15 protein-coding genes and 1 tRNA gene are annotated in these 18,679 nt (G+C 70.1%); 8 read left to right on the forward strand and 8 right to left on the reverse strand.

The features are described from left to right. Nucleotides 1-100 precede the first annotated feature (100 nt). Genes RIF65_RS02425 through RIF65_RS02445 form a run of 5 tightly spaced genes read right to left on the reverse strand, consistent with a single transcriptional unit; the run spans nucleotide 101 to nucleotide 4,427 of the window. On the reverse strand, nucleotides 101-1,615 hold the full coding sequence (locus tag RIF65_RS02425; RefSeq protein WP_309065901.1) for an L-serine ammonia-lyase, iron-sulfur-dependent, subunit alpha: 1,515 nt from the start codon (nucleotides 1,613-1,615) through the stop codon (nucleotides 101-103). A 52-nt stretch (nucleotides 1,616-1,667) separates the two neighbouring features. Beyond that, the gene (locus RIF65_RS02430; RefSeq protein WP_309065902.1) at nucleotides 1,668-2,126 is read right to left on the reverse strand and encodes a rhodanese-like domain-containing protein; all 459 of its coding nucleotides are present in this window, start codon (nucleotides 2,124-2,126) and stop codon (nucleotides 1,668-1,670) included. Then, entirely contained in the window at nucleotides 2,123-2,737 is a 615-nt protein-coding gene (locus RIF65_RS02435) for a bifunctional 4-hydroxy-2-oxoglutarate aldolase/2-dehydro-3-deoxy-phosphogluconate aldolase (RefSeq protein ID WP_309065903.1), read from the reverse strand. The genes RIF65_RS02430 and RIF65_RS02435 overlap by 4 nt, the downstream gene beginning before the upstream one ends. A 16-nt stretch (nucleotides 2,738-2,753) precedes the next feature. Next, nucleotides 2,754-3,683, reverse strand: a complete 930-nt coding sequence (locus tag RIF65_RS02440) for a sugar kinase (RefSeq protein ID WP_309065904.1) — start codon at nucleotides 3,681-3,683, stop codon at nucleotides 2,754-2,756. Between the two features lie 21 nt (nucleotides 3,684-3,704). Then, nucleotides 3,705-4,427: a helix-turn-helix transcriptional regulator gene (locus RIF65_RS02445; RefSeq protein ID WP_309065905.1), complete on the reverse strand. Its 723-nt coding sequence runs from the start codon at nucleotides 4,425-4,427 to the stop codon at nucleotides 3,705-3,707. 128 nt (nucleotides 4,428-4,555) lie between these two features. On the opposite strand from RIF65_RS02445, the gene RIF65_RS02450 reads away from it, so the two are divergent. The 4 genes from RIF65_RS02450 to RIF65_RS02465 all read left to right on the forward strand — a co-directional run bounded on the left by RIF65_RS02450 (nucleotide 4,556) and on the right by RIF65_RS02465 (nucleotide 9,263). Beyond that, nucleotides 4,556-5,911, forward strand: a complete 1,356-nt coding sequence (locus RIF65_RS02450; RefSeq protein WP_309065906.1) for an MFS transporter — start codon at nucleotides 4,556-4,558, stop codon at nucleotides 5,909-5,911. Nucleotides 5,912-5,948: 37 nt separating this feature from the next. Further along, nucleotides 5,949-7,208 carry an alanine racemase gene (locus tag RIF65_RS02455; protein WP_309065907.1) on the forward strand — a complete coding sequence of 420 codons (1,260 nt, stop codon included), beginning with the start codon at nucleotides 5,949-5,951 and terminating at the stop codon, nucleotides 7,206-7,208. Between the two features lie 11 nt (nucleotides 7,209-7,219). Next, entirely contained in the window at nucleotides 7,220-8,812 is a 1,593-nt protein-coding gene (locus RIF65_RS02460; protein ID WP_309065908.1) for an N-acyl-D-amino-acid deacylase family protein, read from the forward strand. A 67-nt stretch (nucleotides 8,813-8,879) separates the two neighbouring features. Then, entirely contained in the window at nucleotides 8,880-9,263 is a 384-nt protein-coding gene (locus RIF65_RS02465; protein WP_309065909.1) for a RidA family protein, read from the forward strand. Nucleotides 9,264-9,383: 120 nt separating this feature from the next. Here the strand turns inward: RIF65_RS02465 and RIF65_RS02470 are convergent. The 3 genes from RIF65_RS02470 to RIF65_RS02480 form a co-directional block, all read right to left on the reverse strand. After that, nucleotides 9,384-9,456: transfer RNA gene (locus tag RIF65_RS02470), tRNA-Arg, on the reverse strand. A 68-nt stretch (nucleotides 9,457-9,524) separates the two neighbouring features. Continuing rightward, a complete protein-coding gene (locus RIF65_RS02475; RefSeq protein ID WP_309065910.1) occupies nucleotides 9,525-10,139 on the reverse strand; it encodes an asparagine synthase in 615 nt (204 codons plus the stop codon). A gap of 53 nt (nucleotides 10,140-10,192) precedes the next feature. After that, nucleotides 10,193-10,852: a GntR family transcriptional regulator gene (locus RIF65_RS02480; protein ID WP_309065911.1), complete on the reverse strand. Its 660-nt coding sequence runs from the start codon at nucleotides 10,850-10,852 to the stop codon at nucleotides 10,193-10,195. Between the two features lie 214 nt (nucleotides 10,853-11,066). Here RIF65_RS02480 and RIF65_RS02485 point away from each other — a divergent pair, with 214 nt between their 5' ends. Genes RIF65_RS02485 through RIF65_RS02500 form a run of 4 tightly spaced genes read left to right on the forward strand, consistent with a single transcriptional unit; the run spans nucleotide 11,067 to nucleotide 18,668 of the window. Beyond that, complete coding sequence (locus tag RIF65_RS02485; RefSeq protein WP_309065912.1) at nucleotides 11,067-13,391, forward strand: hypothetical protein; 2,325 nt, start codon at nucleotides 11,067-11,069, stop codon at nucleotides 13,389-13,391. A 9-nt stretch (nucleotides 13,392-13,400) separates the two neighbouring features. Next, the gene (locus RIF65_RS02490) at nucleotides 13,401-15,638 is read left to right on the forward strand and encodes a hypothetical protein (protein WP_309065913.1); all 2,238 of its coding nucleotides are present in this window, start codon (nucleotides 13,401-13,403) and stop codon (nucleotides 15,636-15,638) included. 4 nt (nucleotides 15,639-15,642) lie between these two features. Next, nucleotides 15,643-16,158 carry a hypothetical protein gene (locus RIF65_RS02495; protein ID WP_309065914.1) on the forward strand — a complete coding sequence of 172 codons (516 nt, stop codon included), beginning with the start codon at nucleotides 15,643-15,645 and terminating at the stop codon, nucleotides 16,156-16,158. A 23-nt stretch (nucleotides 16,159-16,181) separates the two neighbouring features. Then, the gene (locus RIF65_RS02500; protein ID WP_309065915.1) at nucleotides 16,182-18,668 is read left to right on the forward strand and encodes a hypothetical protein; all 2,487 of its coding nucleotides are present in this window, start codon (nucleotides 16,182-16,184) and stop codon (nucleotides 18,666-18,668) included. Nucleotides 18,669-18,679: the final 11 nt, after the last annotated feature.

Here is an 18,679-nt window from a genome sequence, read left to right on the forward strand (position 1 = left end):
TCGACACAGCTTCGCAGATCTGCACAGCTCCGCAGCGGAACACCGGATTCGTTGCGGAGTAGAGCAGATCTGCGAGCGACGCGACGACCGGCGTACCGGTTCAGCACTCGATGACGTTGACCGCGAGCCCGCCCTCGCTGGTCTCCTTGTACTTGGTCGACATGTCCAGCCCGGTCTGCCGCATCGTCTCGACGACGGCGTCCAGCGACACGTAGTGATGCCCGTCGCCGCGCAGGGCCAGCCGGGCGGCCGTCACCGCCGTGGACGCCGCGATGGCGTTGCGCTCGATGCACGGGATCTGCACGAGTCCGCCGATCGGGTCGCAGGTGAGCCCGAGATGATGCTCCATGGCGATCTCGGCCGCGTTCTCGATCTGCCGGTTGGTGCCGCCCATGACCGCGGTGAGACCGCCCGCCGCCATCGCACAGGCGGATCCGACCTCGGCCTGGCATCCGCCCTCGGCACCAGAGATCGAGGCGTTCGCCTTGAACAGCGATCCGAGGGCGGTCGCGGTCAGCAGGAAGCGCCGGATGCCGCGGCGGCGGTTCGCCTCGGCGATGAGTTCCTCTTGAACGCGTTTCGTCTCCTCGCTGCGCTCCTCGCTCAACGACCGGGGGGCCGTGCCGTCGAAGCCGAGGAGCGCGCTGCCGACGAGTTCGCCGTAGGGCGTCACGGCGTTGCCGGCGCCCAGGCCGGAGTCCGCCAGGAACCGCCACCAGTACATGGCCACCGCGGGCAGAATGCCGGCGGCGCCGTTGGTCGGTGCCGTCACGACCCGGCCGCCTGCGGCGTTCTCCTCATTCACCGCGAGCGCGAAAGCACCCAGCCACTCACCGGGCAGCTCGCGATGCCCGCCTGCTTCGGCCGCCTCGAGCTGGGCACGGATGTCGGCGGCGCGACGCTTCACCTTGAGGATGCCGGGCAGCGTCCCCTCGGTGCGCAGCCCCGCCTCCACGCAGGCGGCCATGGCGTCCCAGATGGCGTCGAGTCCGGCGGCGATCTCCTCCTCGGTGCGGTACGCCATCTCGTTCATGCGGGCGAGCTCCGCGATGGACAGGCCGTGCTCGTCGCACAGCGCCAGCATCGACGCCGCGTCGTCGTACGGAAACGGCAGCTTCGCCTTCGCGACCTGGGTCGGCTCGCCCTCCCGGCGGATGAACCCGCCGCCCACCGAGTAGTAGGTCTTCTCGGCGAGCGCCGCGCCGTCGGCATCCGTCGCCCGCAGGGTCATCGCGTTGGGGTGCCCCGGCAGGCGCGTGCGGGGAGCGAACACGATGTCCTCCTTCGCGAACGCGACCGGATGCGAGCCGGCGAGCATCAGGGCCCGCCCCTGCGGCCAGTCGGTCCACGCGGCGCGGACATCGGCCGGGTCGCACGACTCGGGCGCAAGGCCCTGGAGACCTGCGACCACGGCGTCGGGGGTGCCGTGTCCGATGCCGGTGGCGCCGAGCGACCCGTACAGGTCGCACTCCACGCGGGCGACGCGGTCCAGCATCCCGCCGGCCTGCAGCCGCGCGGCGAAGTCGCGACCGGCACGCATCGGCCCGACCGTGTGGGAGCTCGACGGTCCCACACCGATGGAGAACAGGTCGAAAGCCGAGACGTACGCTGTCACCCACCCAGCCTATGACCCTCCCACCCTCCCGGGCCGGGCGGCGGCGACGCGATCAGGCTTCGGCGGTCACCAGCGGGTCGGGTGTGCGACGCGTCACGCCGTCGGCTGTCTCGAACTCGAACCCGTTGCGCACCCAATACTCGTACCCGCCGAGCAGTTCCCTGACGTCGAGGCCCGCGGCGAGCAGCGTGCGGGCGGTGGCGGTGGGGCCGTTGCACCCGGGCCCCCAGCCGTACACGATCAGGGTCCGATCGCGGGGAAGCTGCGGCATCCGCTCCTCGACCGCCGTCGTGGGCAGATGCATCGCGCCGGCGATGTGGCCGTGCTCCCAGGATTCGCGGCGCCGCGTGTCCACCAGCACGGCCTCGCCTGCCGCGACGGCCTCGGCCGCGGCCACCACGTCGATCTCGTACGCCAGCCGAGCGTCCACGTGCGCGAGGCGGGCCTCGATCGAGGCGCGCCGGGCGTCGGCCGTGCGCGAGACCTCGATCGGGCCGTCAGCGTCGCTCATGGCCGCGCCGCCCGATCGAGCAGCGACGCCAACAGAGGCAGCTGCGTAGGATCCTCCAGCGCCGAACCGACGGCGACCACGCGCGCACCGGCCTGCAGGTACTCGGCCGCGTTGGTGGCGCTGATGCCTCCCGTCGCGACGAAGCGTGCCTCCGGGAACGGACCGCGCATGGCCTGCAGCCACTGCGCCCCCAGCAGCGAGGCGGGGAACGCCTTCAGCCAGGTGAGGCCGGCCTTCCGGGCGAGCTGCACTTCGCTGGCGGTCGCGACGCCGGGGAGGCTGGGCATCCCGGCATCCTGCGAGGCACGCACCACGTCGAGGTCGAAGCCGGGGCTGACCGTGAACGCCGCCCCCGCGGATGCCGCCTGCGCGACGTGCTCGGCGGACACCACCGTGCCGGCTCCGACGAGCTTGCCCCGCTCGCGACCGGCGGCGGCGACGACGCGCAGCGCCTCGACGTCCTCCGGCGACTGGATCGGCAGCTCGACCACGTCGATGCCGAGGTCCCACGCCGTCGTCGACACCTGGAGGCTGCGTTCGGGTCCCATCCCGCGCAGGATCGCCATCAGCGGCGCGCCGGCGAAGAGCTCCTCGAATCGGGAGTTGTCCATGTTCATCCTTCTCTGGTCAGTGCTGCGGTTCTGTGACGGCATCCGCTCGCGCGGTGGTGCCGATGCCGACGACGTCGTCGGTGGACTGCAGCACCAGGTGCGCCTGGCGGTGCCCGCGCTGCAGGCACTCGCGCGGCGACTCACCCGCGAGCAGACCGGCGAGGTAGCCTGCCGCGAAGGCGTCACCGGCTCCGACGGCTTCCACCACCTCGGTCGGGATCGCCGGGACGAACTCGACACCCTCGGCCGAGAACTCGGTCGCTCCCACGTCGCCGTCCTTGACGACCAGGCGGCCGGGAGTGGAGATGAGGTCCCGCACGTCCTCGGCGGTGCGGGTCCCCCACAGGTTCTCGGCCTCGTCGCGTCCGACGAACACGATGTCGGAGCGATTGGCGAGATCGAGCAGCACGGGGGCGGCGACGGATGCCGGCCAGAGCGCCGCACGGTGGTTGACGTCGAAGCTCAGCGTGCCGCCGCCACCGGCGACCCGCGCGATGACCGCGTCGACCATGGCCGCGCAGTCCGCCGACAGCGCCGGAGTGATCCCCGAGACGTGCACGATCCGCGCTTCTTCCAGCGGCACCGCGGAGAGACTCGCGGGCCCCATGCGGGATGCCGCGGAGCCGGCCCGGTAGTAGAGCACGCCACGCCCAGGGTCCTTGAAGTACACCCCCGTGGGCGCGTCGGGGTCGAAGCTCACCCACCGGGTGTCGACGCCGTGCGCTGCGATCGCACGGTGCACGCGGTGTCCGAGGACATCGTCGCCGAGCGCACTCACCCACGCGGCGTGGTGGCCGAGTGCGGCGACGTGAGCGGCGACGTTGGATTCGGCACCGCCGATGCTCAGCCGGATGTCCTCGGCGTCGGCGAGGGGTGTCGCGTCCCGCGGTGCGATGAGCACCATGGTCTCGCCGATGGCGATCAGGTCGGGCGTGGTGGTGTCCATGCTGTGCGTCGAGGTCCGGGATCAGCCCCTGGTCCTCGCCTCCTCCAGGTAGTTGTAAGCGGTCACCCGCGAGATGCCGAGCCGCTTCGCGATGGCCTCGATCGACTTGCGCATCTGCGTGGCTCCGCGCTGGTCGAGGCGCTGCAGCACGGTGATCTTGTCGTCGCGCGACATGTTCTCGACCGGACGGCCGATCTCGCGGATCGCCTCGAGGATCATCGCGTCCATCACCGAGACCAGGTCGGCGCCGAAGTGCTCTCGTGGCGCGTCGACGGCCGGCGCGGGCGACGGCAGCAGCGCCTCGAGCATGTTGCGGGCCTGCTGCAGCGGGCTCAGGTCGACGTTGATGCACAGCGAGGCGATGATGTCGCCGGCGGCGTTGTGGAAGTACACCGACGAGCAGCGCAGTTCGCGCCCGTCGGCGGTGTACCCGGTGTACCCGAAGGCGTCGTGGTTCCCTCGCCGATCCTTCAGCACGTCGAGTCCCAGGGACGTCGACGGGCCGCCGACCGCGCGGCCGGTGACGTGACCGTTCTCGATGGCCATGATCGTGTGGCCCAGGTCGACGTCCGCGCCGTCGAGGTTGTGCAGCACGACCTCGACCGTCGGCCCGGCGGCGGTGGCCAGTGCGCGCAGCACCGGCTGGTACAGCCGCAGCACCTCTTCGGCGCTCTCGTAGGTCTGGCGTCCGATATCATCCGCGAGCGCCGCGGCGGTGTTCTCGGCGACGGTTGGTGTGGTCATGCGCTCATCCTGAACCTGAACTAAAAATACGAGTGATAGACAAACTGTCCATCGTGCTGCTAGCTTAGCGACGCCGAGACGATCCGTCGAGGCCCGTCTTCATCTCAACCCCAAGCAAGGAGGCTCGGATGGCCACTGTCGTCTCATCCCGCGGTCTGTCACCGAAGCAGCGCAAAACCGTCGCCGGTGGCGCGATCGGAACGCTCATCGAGTACTACGACTACTACCTGTACGGTCTGGCCTCGGCAGCCGTCTTCCCCGCGGTGTTCTTCTCGTCGAACGACCCGCTGATCGCGCAGCTCTCGTCGTTCGCCACCTTCGCCGTCGGGTTCTTCCTCCGTCCCATCGGCGGCATCATCTGGGGCATCATCGGCGACCGCGTGGGGCGCAAGGTCGTGCTGATGAGCACGGTCGTGGGCATGGGACTCGCAACGACCGGTATCGGGCTCATCCCGCCGGACGCCATGATCGGCATCGCAGCGCCGCTGCTGCTGCTGTTCTTCCGGCTCCTGCAGGGCTTCTTCGTCGGTGGTGAAATGGGCGGCGCCGCGACGATGGTCGTCGAGGCCGCCCCGCGCGGAAAGCGCGGCCTGTACGGCGCGTTCCTCATCAGCGGCGCCGGTATCGCCAACGTCGCGTCGGGTGGATTCATGGCCGCACTCGGCCTCACGCCCGACTCGTGGTTCCTGACCTGGGGGTGGCGCATCCCGTTCGTGCTGTCGATCGTCCTGGCGATCGCGGCCGTGCTGCTGCGGCGCCAGCTCGAAGAGTCCGACGAGTTCGTGCAGACGCAGTCGCTGCATATCGCCGCGACGGGCAAGAAGCCCAACCCGCTGAAGGAGGCCGTCCGGCATCCGAAGAACGCGATCCTGGGCATCCTGATCGGCCTGCCGCAGTCCATCGCGGGATACGTGGTGCTCACCTACGGCCTGGCGTTCATGGTGTCCGACAAGGACCTGCCCGCCTGGATGGGCTTCGCCGGCACCATGATCGTCGGTCTGCTGCAGATCGTCGTGGCCCCACTGTGGGGCGCGATCTCCGATCGGATCGGACGCCGCACCGTGTACATCATCGGCTGCCTCGGGTTCGCCGCCATGGTGTACCCCGCGTTCATGATGTTCAGCACCGGGAACCTGTGGCTGATCTGGCTGGGGCAGATCCTCGGGTTCGTCGTATTCGGGGTGGCCATGCAGGCGACGCTCGCGACCATGCTGGCCGAGATGTTCGACCCGGAGGCCCGCACCACGGGCGTCAACCTGGGCTACCAGCTCTCGAACACGCTCGGCGGCGGACTCGCACCGCTGATCTGCACGGCCCTGGTCGCCGCCGCGGGCGGCGCCTTCTGGCCCGTCGTCATCTACGCCGCCGTGATCGCCGTCCTCGGCGTGGTCGCCACCCTGCTGGCATCCGTCCTGCCCGACGTCGAGGGATCCGACCGCCTGCACGCCCTGCCCGGCACTGAGACGGTCAAGGTCGGCTCCTGATCGCCCACGACGCCACCCCCGGCCACCGCAGAGGAGGATGTCCCCCGTGGACGACGAGATCCTGACACCCGCCGACAAGGGCCTGCCCGCGCGCGCGATCGGCCTCACCGCCGCCGCATTCCTCTCCACCCGCCCACGCCTGAGCGAGTTCTGGACGCCCCTGATCGCCCTGGACGACGCCGCGATGACCGCGAACGTCGACACCATGGCGAGGTGGTGCGCCGAACGGGGGCTGGAGATCATGCCGCACGGCAAGACCACCATGGCTCCGGCGCTGTGGAAGCGGCAGACGGATGCCGGGGCCGCCGGCATAACTCTGGCGACGATGGGCCAGGTGCGCACGGGGCGCAGCCTCGGACTCGACTCGATCATGCTCGCCAACGCCGCGATCGACCCGCGATCGCTCGCCTGGCTCGCCGGCGAGCTGAACGACCCCGGCTTCCGGTTCGTCTGCTGGGCCGATTCGGTGGCGACGGTGGAGGCGATGGAGCAGGGCCTGCAGACGGCGGGCGCGCCGCGTCCAGTCGACGTGTGCGTCGAGCTCGGGGCGGCCGGCGGCCGCACCGGCGCCCGCTCACTGGACGAGGGCGTGGCCGTCGCCCGTCGCATCGCGGACTCCGCGGAGCTGCGGCTGGCGGGTGTGGCCGGGTACGAGGGAAGCCTGGCGCACGACAGGATGCCGGCAGGCATCGCCGCCGTGCGCTCGTACCTCGAGGCGCAGCTCGAACTGCACACCGCGATCACCCCGCTGTACGACGACGGCGAGGTGTTCGTCACCGCCGGCGGCAGCGCCTACTTCGACGTGGTCGCCGAGGTCTGGGCGGGCGCGGCCCGCGAAGGCCGCACCCGCTTCACGCTCCGTTCCGGTGCGTACATCGTGCACGACGACGGCTTCTACCGCGGCATCTCGCCGTTCGACGAAGGCGGCAGCGGGGCTCAGGACACACCCCGGTTCGTGAACGCCATGCACGGCTTCGCCCGCGTGGTGTCGAGCCCGGAGCCGGGCCTCGCCCTCGTCGACGGCGGCAAGCGCGACCTGCCGTACGACGAGGGACTCCCGATCCCCCGCGCGTGGGCACCGGATGCCGCGGGTCCCTGGCATCCGCTCGCCGCCGAGCTCACGGCGATGAACGACCAGCACTCGTACGTGCGGCCGGAACAGGCGCTGCCGATCGGGGCCGTGGTGCGGCTGGGTCTGTCGCACCCCTGCACCGCATTCGACAAGTGGCGCGTGCTGCCCGTCATCGAGTCGGCCGACTCGGACGTGGTCGTCGACCTCGTCCGGACCTACTTCTGAGGAGGAATCGGATGACGGGTCGTACGGTGCTGCGCCACGGTTCGGTGGTCTCACCCGCCGGGCCGACGGATGCCGACGTGGCGATCGAGGGCGGGACGATCACCGCGGTCGGCGAGGTGCCCCCGCGGTCGGGCGATGTCGAGGTGGACGCCACCGATCGCCTGATCCTCCCCGGCTTCATCGACGTGCACTCGCACGCGGACGGGCTCCTCGGCGACCCGGAGGTCACGCGGGCCCTGCTGCGTCAGGGCGTTACGACCGTGATCGCCGGGCAGGACGGCGTGTCGTATGCGCCGGGAGACGGCGCCTACGCGTCGGAGTACTTCGCGGCCATCAACGGGCCGCACCCGGCGTACCGCGGCGGAGGCGTCGCGGCCTATCTGGCATCCGTCGACGCCACCTCGCCGCTCAACGCCGGGTATGTCGTCCCGGCCGGCACGGTGCGGTTCGAGGTCTGCGGGCGGAAGGACGGTCCGGCGACCGACGAGGAGCGGAGGCGGATGAGCGCCCTCGTCGCGCAGGGCATGTCCGACGGAGCCCTCGGCCTGTCGACCGGCCTCGACTACGTCCCCGGCCTCTTCCAGGACGCCGCGGAGATCGCGGGACTGTGCGAGCCCGTGGCGCGCGCGGGCGGCGTGTACGTCACGCACATGCGGGGAGGGTACGAGGCCAACACGTCCGCCGGCATGACGGAGATCGCCGACATCGTCCGCCGGGTCGCGGAGGGCACCGGGGCCGACCTGCCGGTGCATGTCTCGCATCTGCACGCGGACGCCGACATCGTGCTGGCGCAGCTCGCCCTGCTGGATGCCGCCGGGGTGGACGCCACGTTCGACGCGTACCCCTACATCCGCGGGTGCACCCTCCTGGGCATGCCGTTGCTGCCGCCCGAGGTGTCCATGCTTCCGTCGCAGGAAGCGGTCGCCGTGATCGCCGACCCCGCCGCGCGTGCGGCGCTCGCGGAGGCCTGCACGCGCCGGGCCACGCAGAGTGCGAGCCTCGGACCTGACTGGCCCGAGATGATCACGCTGGCGCACATCGCCGCCCCCGGGTTCGCGTGGGCGCACGGTCTGACGCTGCGGACGGCCGCTGAGCGTGCCAGCGCCTCCCCGATCGACTTCGCGCTCGACGTGCTGGCGGCGTCGCGACTCGAGTGCAGCGCCGTGATGGCTGTGCGCAGCCCTCGCCCGAGTGCGGAACTGGCCCGGATCTTCGCACACCCGGCTCACATGGGCGGCTCGGACGGCATCTTCATCGGCGCGCATCCGCATCCCCGCGCCGCAGGTTCTTTCGCGCGTTACCTCCGCGAGTACGTACGCGAGCTGGGGACGTGGACCTGGGCGGATGCCGTCCACCACCTGTCCGCGCTGCCCGCCCGCCGGTTCGGTCTGGGGCGGCGCGGCGTGGTGGAGCAGGGCGCGGTCGCCGACCTCGTTCTGGTCGATCCCGAGGCCGTGGCGGACACCGCCACCTACGAAGACCCCCGCTCACTCGCCGTCGGGATCGACGACGTCTTCGTCGACGGCGTCCGCGTCCTCGCAGGCGGCGAGCCGACCGGGGCTCTGCCCGGTCGAGGACTGCGCCGAGCCGGGGCCGCACGCTGAGTCGCAGTCACGGCAGGCTGGAACAGTCGTGTCATCACAGAGTGTCATCGAAAGAAAGGAAGAGAACATGCCGAAGGAAGGCTTCTACGCAGAGGGCGCTCCCGCTCCCGCCGGCCCGTACAGCCACGGGGTGGTCGCGAACGGGTTCCTGTACACGGCCGGATTCGGTCCGCAGGACGCCGACAACGACAACGCGATCTCGGACAACGTCGGCGACCAGACCCGCCAGGTGCTCCGCAACATCCAGAAGGTCCTCGCCGTGCACGGCCTGACCATGGACGACGTCGTGAAGTCGACCGTGCACCTTCAGGACCTCGCCGACTTCGCCGAGTTCAACGAGGCGTACCAGGAGTTCTTCACTCCCCCGTACCCGGTCCGCACGACGGTCGGCTCGCAGCTGGCGAACATCCTCGTCGAGATCGACGTGGTCGCCGCGCTGCCGCAGGCCTGATCCGATCCGCGTCAGCCGGAAGGGGCCCGTGGTCCAGGTGCCGCCTGGGCCACGGGCCTTTCCTCTCTTCCCGGGTACGACGAAACCCCCGCCGCTTCCGCGACGGGGGTTTTCGACTTGCGCGCCCCGAGGGACTCGAACCCCCAACCTTCTGATCCGTAGTCAGATGCTCTATCCATTGAGCTAGGGGCGCACGACCCGCTCAGCGGGCCAGGGAATAGCCTACAACACGTTCGGGCCGGTTGCGAAATCGCCGACTGCTCACGCCCCGACGCCACGGTCGGCGGCCTTGCGCGCCGCCTTCTCGGCGGCCTTCTCGGCCGCCTTCGCCCGCTTGCGGCGTGCGCGCTGCTGCGATGAGAGCGCCTGCAGATCGACGAGCTTCAGCGCCTGCATCCGGGCTTCCCGCATCTTCTCGTACTCGGGGTCCTGATCCGGCCTCATCCCCTCGACGCGCAGGCGCCGGTCGAGGTTGCCGCGGACGTCGGCCCAGGCGGCCGCTCTGGCGTCCTCCACGAGGGCCCGCAGCGCCTCGGGGTCCTGCGTCATCTCGCGCAGCTTGGCGGCGACACCGAGGGACTGCCTGGCACGACGCTTCAGATTCCGCACGTCCCGGTCGCGGTAGTCGTGGGTGCCGTGCGAGTCGGAGTGGCGGCCGCGCGCCTTCTTGCGCAGCTTCTCGAGCATCTCGGCGGCCTGCTCGGACTCCTTCGCCATCGCGAGCAGCGCCTCCCGCGCGTCGTCGGAGTAGCGTTCGATGTCGAACGCGCCGCCCTGGGCGATCGTCCCGACCAGGATGTGGTTCTTCACGGCCAGCCGAGCGGCCGCCGTGGCGATCGCGACGCCCTCGGCGATGGCATCCGCTGTCCGTCCCACCGTCACCTCCAGGATCGAGCGTACCGGCAGGAACCGGGCGGGACGAGCGCCTGTCAGGAGCCTTCTCCCGCCAGTCGCCGCAGGCGCCGCTCCGCCGCCTCGCGGCCGCCCTCGAGGTGCTTCGGCAGGAGTACGCGGATGGCGTCCACATCGCGCGCGGCCATGCTCTCCACGATCTGCTCGTGCTCGGTCGCCGACTCGACGAGATTGTCGTGCTGCCCGAACAGCCAGCGCAGCCGCGTGACGAGGATCGAGGCGAGCTCGTCGAGCATGTCGTTGCCGGCGAGGGCGAGCGCGGCCAGATGGAACTGCGCGGCGGCGGTGCGCGCGCCGTCGGCATCCTCGACCGCGGCAGCGGCCTTCTCTCGCGCGACGATCTCGCGCAGCCGAGCGATGCCGGCGTCGTCGTGTCGCTCGGTGGCGAGCACGAACACCAGCGTCTCGATCGCCTCGCGCACCTCGGCGAAGTCGCGGATGTCCTTCACCGAGAACTCCCGCACCCTCGCCCAGGAACGCGGCTTCTGCACCACGATCCCTTCCGAGACGAGAGTCCAGATCGCCTGCCGCACCGGCAGACGCGACACGTTCAGCTCCGCGGCGATGTCGCGCTCGACGAGACGAGCGCCGGGTGGGCGCCTGCCGAGCATGATGTCCTCCCGAAGTATGCCCGCCACCCGCTCGGATTCAAGCCCCGAGACCTTCTCCCCAGTCATGACGGGATTCAACCACGCGCGGCGGACCTTGCCCAGGGACCCTCGAAACCTGCCGAGAAACATCTTGCGGACGGCCAGCGGGCAGGAGCATCATTAGCCCATCACTCGGAGGGGTTTCACTCCAGCAGCGCGGTGACCAGGGGGAAGCTGGGGCGATCGGGGCAGTACCTTCGTGTGCCCGATTCGCGCCCGATCGCGTGCGAAGGAGTCCGCGGTGCTCAATTTCCTCAACCACTTCACCGTCCCCGGCGTCGATCACGTCATGGTGTTCCACGACGACCAGGACCCGAAGCAGTTCTACATGGTCCCGGAGCTGCCGTCCCTGCTGACCAGGGACGACGGCAGCCCGTCGTTCTCGCTGATCTCGTTCGCGCGCGACTTCACGCTGCTCGCGGACAAGGCGACCGCGCTTCCCACCGCCGAGACCGAGGGCGGACTGCTGCAACTCACCACATGCCTCGAGGTCAGTCAGGAAGACCAGCAGAAGATCCGGCAGCACATCGCGGGCGGCATGGGGCGTGCGATGGTGCCGCGACTGAGCGGGCGGCGGCTCACGCTGATGCCCGCCGCCTCCCTCGTCGGCGGTGACATCTCACTGTCGTATCCGACCTGGGTGGACGGCAAGGTGGCGTTCCACCTGTTCCCGAGCGGCGGCGCCACCTTCATCAAAGCCATGGAGGGTTCGGAGAAGCCGTCCCTGGTGAGCAGCAATCTGGCTTCTTACACCGCATTGCTCGGGCAGGAAGGGCTGCGGCTCATCCGCAACGCAGTCGAGGAAGGCTGGAGCCCGGGGACGATCAACTACACGCTGTCCTTCGTCGCCCGCATCCCGAACCTCAAGGTGCACGTCTGGGGTGAGTCGCACGACGTCTACAACGAGATCAAAGAGCACTGCACGGTCGTGGAGACGTACCGCAGCGACGGCAGCACCCGCACCTACCGGTACCCGCAGGTGTCGAGCCTTACCGAGCTGCGCAACCTGTCCTCCGCCCTGCACATCGAGTACGACCTCGGCGACTTCCGCACGGCCGCAGCTTCCGGCGGAGAGGACCCGACGAAGGCGATCGAGGACCTCGTGTTCAACATCGTCCAGCAGATGGTGATCGAGAAGTTCCTCAGCCCAGGGTTCGAGCCCGGCCTGAAGGCGGAGAAGCTCGGCACCGATCCGCTCGCGCACGGCGGCGGCGAGCGGATGCCGGGCGGCAACCAGCTGTGGCTGAAGGATTTCGAACAGCGTGCGGATGCCACGATCGACTTCACGTTCGAGGGGACGACGAACTTCCTGGTCGAGAAGCACCCGACCTCCGAACTGTTCGCCGTCATCGACCGGGAGCAGGTGAAGAAGTCCATCATCGAAGCCGACCTCAGCAAGCCGTACTTCACCCTGCTGGATGTGCCCGTGCAGGTGACGGCCGACTTCGACCGCGACCCGATCGCCGCGATCAAGGTGTTCCTGGAGTACGACCAGGAGGACGAGAAGGGCGGGGGCCGCAAGCGCCAGGTCGAGGAGTTCCTGTTCGACTCGAACGAGGACCGCTACTTCTTCCGGGTGGTGATGGCGCGCGGGGCCGACGGCACCCCGAAGGACGAGTACACCTACCGCAGTCAGATCATCTACAAAGCCAGCGCGAAGTCGCAGGACCTCGCGCCGGTGACCACCAACGACCGCAACCTGATCATCGGGTACGACCAGCTGAACTGCGTCAACGTCGCGGTGTACTGGGGCGCGATCCCCGCGGATGCCGTACAGCAGGTGCAGGTGTCGTTCCGCTACCCGGGGGTCGACCTCCCCTCCGCGACCGCCGACGTCGTGCTCCGCCTGGACGCCCCGCAGGCGAGCTGGTTCACCTACACCGGCGACCACCGCTCCAGCGAATACGAGTACGACGTCACCTTCTTCATGACCGACGGGCAGCGGGTGACCCTGCCCACGCAGCGATCGTCGACGCAGCGACTGATCATGAACGCGCCGTTCGAGGACAAGCTGCGCGCCACCTTCGTGCCGCAGGGCGCATTTCCCCCGATCGCGTCCATCGTCGTCACCGCGACCTACACCGACGGCGACTACGAGGTCAGCGACGTGCACTCGTTCGCCGGCGTCGGCGACACCTGGGAATGGAGCGTCGACCTGCGCGATCGCTCGAAGCGGGAGTTCACCTACAGGGTCGACGTCACCTACGCCGACGGCTCGTCGAGCCAGGGCGAACCGCGAACCGGCGCGGAGGGGACCGTGCTGGTGGGCGATGTCGCGCGGGACATGCTGCAGGTCGAGATCGTGCCCACTCTCCTCGACATGACGAAGTGGAAGCTCGTCATCGTCCGCCTGTCGTACGACGACGGCGCGGGCACGACCGCCCAGCATGTGGCCCAGCTCACCGCGGCGCCACCCGACCCCGCCGCCCTGAAATGGGTCATCCCGATCACGGATGCCACAAAGCGCGGCTACACGTACCAGATCCAGGCGTACGGCAACGCCGGTGAGCGCCACATGGTCGACCCCACGCCGTCGACCGACTCGCTGCTGGTGCTCGAGTTCTGAGGAGCGGACATGCCTGACGCCGAGTTCTCCGTCGCGGCGCTCGCCGCACCCACCATGCAGCTGCGGTCGCAGATCGTCACGCGGCTCGTGCCCGGACTGATCAACCTCTCCGCGCTGCAGAGCATGTCGGTCGCCGCCCACGTCGACGACTCGCCACGCGTGACGTCGGCGCCCCAGCAGGTGGAGCGCGCGATCGCCGGCGCCGATGGGAACACGTACTTCGTGCCGCAGGCGCGCATCGCCGAGCGCTCGAAGGCCACGGGGGCCCCGCACGTCTTCCTCGCCAAATCAGCCGGGGTGGTCACGCTGCAGGTCTGGTTCGACCTGGTGCTCTTCCCGTCCCTTCCCACGGGGTCCTCGCCGCTGCCGGTGGACCACCACTCGGTCGCGCTGGTGCCGCTCTCCGGAGACCCGATCGTGTTCGAGCGGTGCGATCTGCTGCCGCGGGGCGACCGCCCGGAGGAGGTGCTCGCGCGCCTGTACTGCGAGACGCCCGTCGACCCGAACACGGTGGTACCGATGCTCGAGACGCCCGGCACACGGTTCCGCGTCGAAGGGGACGTGCACTACACGATCGAGGAGGGCGGCTCCGGCGTGCCCGAGGTCGAGGGTGTCTGGCCGCGGCTCGGCGGTCGCCTACGCGTGCTGGAGTCGCCCGTCGGTCCGCTGCTGCGGATGCGGCTCCCGGTCCAGCCGGAGCCGTCCGCCCCGGCGCTCGGCGGCGGCATGGTCTCCCGGTTCGTCCGCGATCACCGCGCCGGTGCGGTGATCCGCGATCACCGCACACCGCCGCCCGTCGGGCCGGCATCCGCAGCGCAGTGGGTGTCGAAGACCGCGCGCCTGTCGCTAGGCGCCGCCGACAACGGCGGGGTGGCGGCCTGCTTCCCCCGGGACGTGATGAGCAATCGCGCCATCTACGCGCAGGTCACATCCGGCTTCGGATCAGAGCCGTGGTCGGAGTGGGTGGACTCGCCCGAGGGCGCGTTCATGGACTCCCCCGTCCCGGACCAGTTCTACATGCTGCCCGACGAGTACCGTGTCGGCTTCGACGCCGACACGAAGCAGCCGGCGCTGATGGTGCTGCTCGTGCCGCCCAAGCGCCAGGAGGGGACGGAGACCCCGGCCTCCTTCGGCGCCGACTACACGCTGCGCACGAAGTTCAGCGTCGTGCCCTGGGTGGACCCGGCCCGGCGGGAGCGCCTCCGCGGCGAGATCGCGCGTCACGCCCGCGTCCCCTATCCCGACCTCGTCGTCGGCGGCATCCGCGAGGCGACCTGCGAGCTGTCGTCGGTGTTCCACGAGCTGGGCTCGTCGCTGGTCGGGGCGGACACCGGCTCGGTGAAGGTCGACGGCGCAGGTTTCGACCTGGTTCTGGACTGCACGAGCGAGTTCTACGCGACCCTCACCCACCTGCTCGTCACGGAAGGGGTCGAAGCGGAGGTGACGGCGACGCTCGTCAGCCCGGCGGAGAGTCCGCGCGTGGCATCCGTGCCGGTGCGGCTGCGACTCGACCGCCCCGCGAGCGACGTCCTCTCGGCCGCGCTCGTCCCGCCCGCTCCGGCGGCGGATGCCGGCGCGGAACCGCCCGCCGAGACCGCCGCGACCCCCGCCCAGCCGGTGCTGCGGGTCAGCAATCCCCTGCCGTACGCCGTGTCGGTCTCACGCACGGTCGCGCGGCTGCTCGTCGTGGACGAATCGCTGCCCAGCCCGATCGGCTCGGTGGCCGCCACCGCCGAGCCGTCGGCGTTCCGTCTGCCGCCGGCCGCTGAGGCGCCGTCGACGGTCGACGTCGTGCTCACCGCCGAACCCAGCGCCCAACCGGCCGTGTTCGGTTCGGCGGGGGTGACGTTCGAGGGGATCGACGTCGAGATCGACCCGCAGCAGGTCCTGGCGAAGGCGTACGACACGGGCACGGCCGGGTCGGTGTCCAGCAGCGTCGACGTGCGCTGCTACCAGCTCGAGCATCCGGAATCCCGACCGCCGGCTCTCGCCGACGTGTTCGGGCTGGAGGTGCAGCTGCGCCGATCGGAGGAGTCGGCGCCCGTCACCGTCTTCCTGACCACCGACCAGCCGCGGGTCGAGGTGCAGATCTCGTTCTCGCTCAAGGATATCGTCGCGGGCATGCGCCCTGAGCAGCCGACCTTCGAGTGGCGCCGGCGCAACATGGCCGGATCCGGCACCGGCGACTGGTCGGAATGGGCGAGCATCACCGGCAGGCAACTGTTCGTCTCACCGGTCGGGATGTGACGCCATGTCCGAGACCCGTGACCGGCTGAACGCCTTCGGCGTGGTGTGCCGGCGCGCTGACGCCGGCACCTGGCGGTACGTGTCGGTCGCACCGTGGCCGCAACTCTCCGAAGCGGGCATACCGATGATCGGCCTGCTGTCCACCGGCGAAGTGTCGTTCCTGCAGCTGAGCGTGCAGTTGGACCCGCCCGGCTGGATGCTGGAGCAGCTCAGAGCCGCCCTCGCGCGCGACGGCGACACCGCAGGGATCACGCTCGTCAGCGGCGTGAGCGCCGTGCACGCGGTTGAGGTGGCCGTCGGTCGGACACCGCAGCGGCGGGTGGTCGGCCGGTCGGGCGGCAGCGGGTACCCGCCGTACACCGCCGTCCTGTCCATCCCGGCCGGCGCGGACGACCGCGCCGCCTTCGAAGGGGCGCTCCGCGGCGAACACGGCCGCCTCTCGGTCGCCTACCTGGCCGAGACCGACGACGGCCCTGCGACCATCGCGGCGGACGTCGCCGACTGGACACGGCTGCACTGACGCAGCCGGCGAAGGAGTCAGACATGTTGAAGATCAGCAAGCAGGAGGTCGTCGACGGGGTGACCGTGTTCGGCGACGACACGTTCGACGACGTGTTCTACCCGATCCCGGAGATCCCCCGCTTCCGGGTGGACGACAACGGCGACCCGGTGTTCCGGTTCTTGAAATACCGGGCGCCGCTCGAGCACGCGGACGGCAAGCGCGGCGGCGGCTTCGCGTTCTTCGACACCGAGTTCACGTTCACCCCCGAGGCGTTGTCGCGGATCACCGAAGCACTCGACGCCAAGGTGCAGGCGATGGCCGGCTCGCCGGGGTTCCGGGCGTCCCGCCCCGGCCCGCCCGAGGCGCACATCGGCACGATGACCTACACCAGCGGCACGGCGAACCTGCTGCTGAAGGAGGACGGCGGGGCGCTCATCGAGGCCGTCCGAGGTGCGGGCAAGCCGTCGCTGTTCGGCCGGAACATCGCCGCGTTCATGGTCGAGTTCAGTCCGCAGGGCGCCACCCTGTTCGAGCAGGCGCTGCAGGGCAAGGGCGGCGTCGTGCAGGTGGTCTACGACCTGAACTTCGTGGCGAAGCTGCCGACCATCAGCGCCAGGGCCTGGTTCGAGGCCGAGAAGTTCTACTCGTACGAGCAGACCATCGACATCGACTGGGAGATGTACGGCGACGACGAGTATGTCGACCGCATCACCGAAGAGTTCGTCGACCGGGAGACGATGGGGATCGAGCTGCACCTCGATGCGGTCCTCCCCGACCCCGAGGCGGACCGCAAGCTCAAGGACAAGATCCGGTCGATGATGGAGCGCGCCCTGCAGGACGCGGTGCTGCGCAAGATGATCCCCGACATCGAGGCGATCCCCCGGGACGCGCGGGGGATGCCCGAGGACATCGAGCATCTGCGGCGGGCCTTCTCGGCCTCGAGGGTCGCGTCGTTCGAGCAGGTGTACCGCGAGAACTCGGCGATCGAGTGGAACATCGTGCCGCAGGGCACCCTCCCGAACATCACCACGCTCACCGGCGCCGACGGGCAGCCCGTACGCTGGGCGGACCATGCCAGCGAGGTCGACCTGAACGACCCGTTCTTTCAGACCCTGCACGTGAAGGTGTCGGCGAACGCCGACTTCGCGTCGCTGCCGATCCACTCGATCGAGGTGAAGCTGGAGTACCACCACGGCTCCCAGCACAAAGTCGAGGAGTTCGCGTTCACGAGTCCGGACGCCGTCGCCGAATTCCGTACCTACATCGACGCCGGAGTGCGCGACTACACGTACTCGTACCAGGTCAACTACGTCGGCTCGTCGAAGGTCTTCGCTTCGCCGCCCGCTACGACGAACGACACCGTCCTCACCGTGAACGTCGATGACATCGGGCTGCTCGACGTGATGTTCCAGGCCGGCGACATCGACTTCGCCAAGGTCGCCTCCGCACAGGTCAGGGTCCGGTACGAGGACACCGGCGTGGAGACGTTCGAGGAGCAGTTCGCCCTCACCTCCCAGGAGCCGTCGCACCGCGTGCAGCATGTGCTGTTCCAGCCCCGCCGCAAGCCGGTCGCGTACCAGGTCGAGTACTTCCTCACGGACGGCCGCCGGATCGTCTCCCCCGAGGAGACCACCGAGCGCAGTCCTGTTCTCGTGAACGACCCGCTGGGCCGGACGAAGAAGTTCGAGGTCCGCGGCGTCGGCGACTTCACGACCCGGATCGAGGCGATCTATCTCGACCTCGTCTATGAGGACACCGCCAACGACTACACCGTCGAGCACTCGGTGGTGCTGTCCGAGGGGAACACCGCCGCGTCCCAGCCCTACGCGGTGCTCGGAGACGGCGGGGGCGTGGTGCGGTACAGCGGTTCGATCCGCTACAAGGACGGCACCGTGAAACCCATCCCGCCGGCGACCGCCGACGGCGCGATCATGGTGGGCGACGTGGCGTCGCAGAAGCTTGACGTCACCGTCGTGCCCGACCTTGTCGACTGGACGCGCATCCGCCTGGTGCAGGTGGCGCTGCGGCACGGGCCGCAGCCCGGCGGTCACGCCAAGGACATGCTGTTCTCCGCGCAGACCCCGGCCAGCCAGCGCTGGGAGCTGCCGCTGGGCGACGGCGAGAGCACGACCTACACCTGGACGGCCGTGTACTTCCTCGCCGACGGCACGCAGTCCACCACAGGCCCCGTCGACGCGACGGCGCCGTCACTCGTGCTGCAGCCGCCCGCGGCGGCACCGGCGCCGGCACCGACCCCCACGCCGGTGCCGCAACCGGTCCCCGTCCCAACCGACGGCTCATCACCCGCACCGCCGCCGGCACCCGAACCGTCGCCGACTCCCGCGCCGCCCCCCGCCCCGCACCCCGCCCCCGCGCCGGCCCCGGCACCCGTTCCCTCGCCCGGCACCACCCCGCCTCCCCCGCCCAGCCCCGGGGCGACGCCTCCCCCGCCCAGCCCCGGGGCGACGCCTCCCCCGCCGCCGACGCCGGGCGGCACCCCGCCTCCGCCGCCGATCCCCGGCAGATGACGGCGTCAGGA

This window comes from Microbacterium sp. (assembly GCF_031180975.1).
GTDB lineage: Bacteria > Actinomycetota > Actinomycetes > Actinomycetales > Microbacteriaceae > Microbacterium.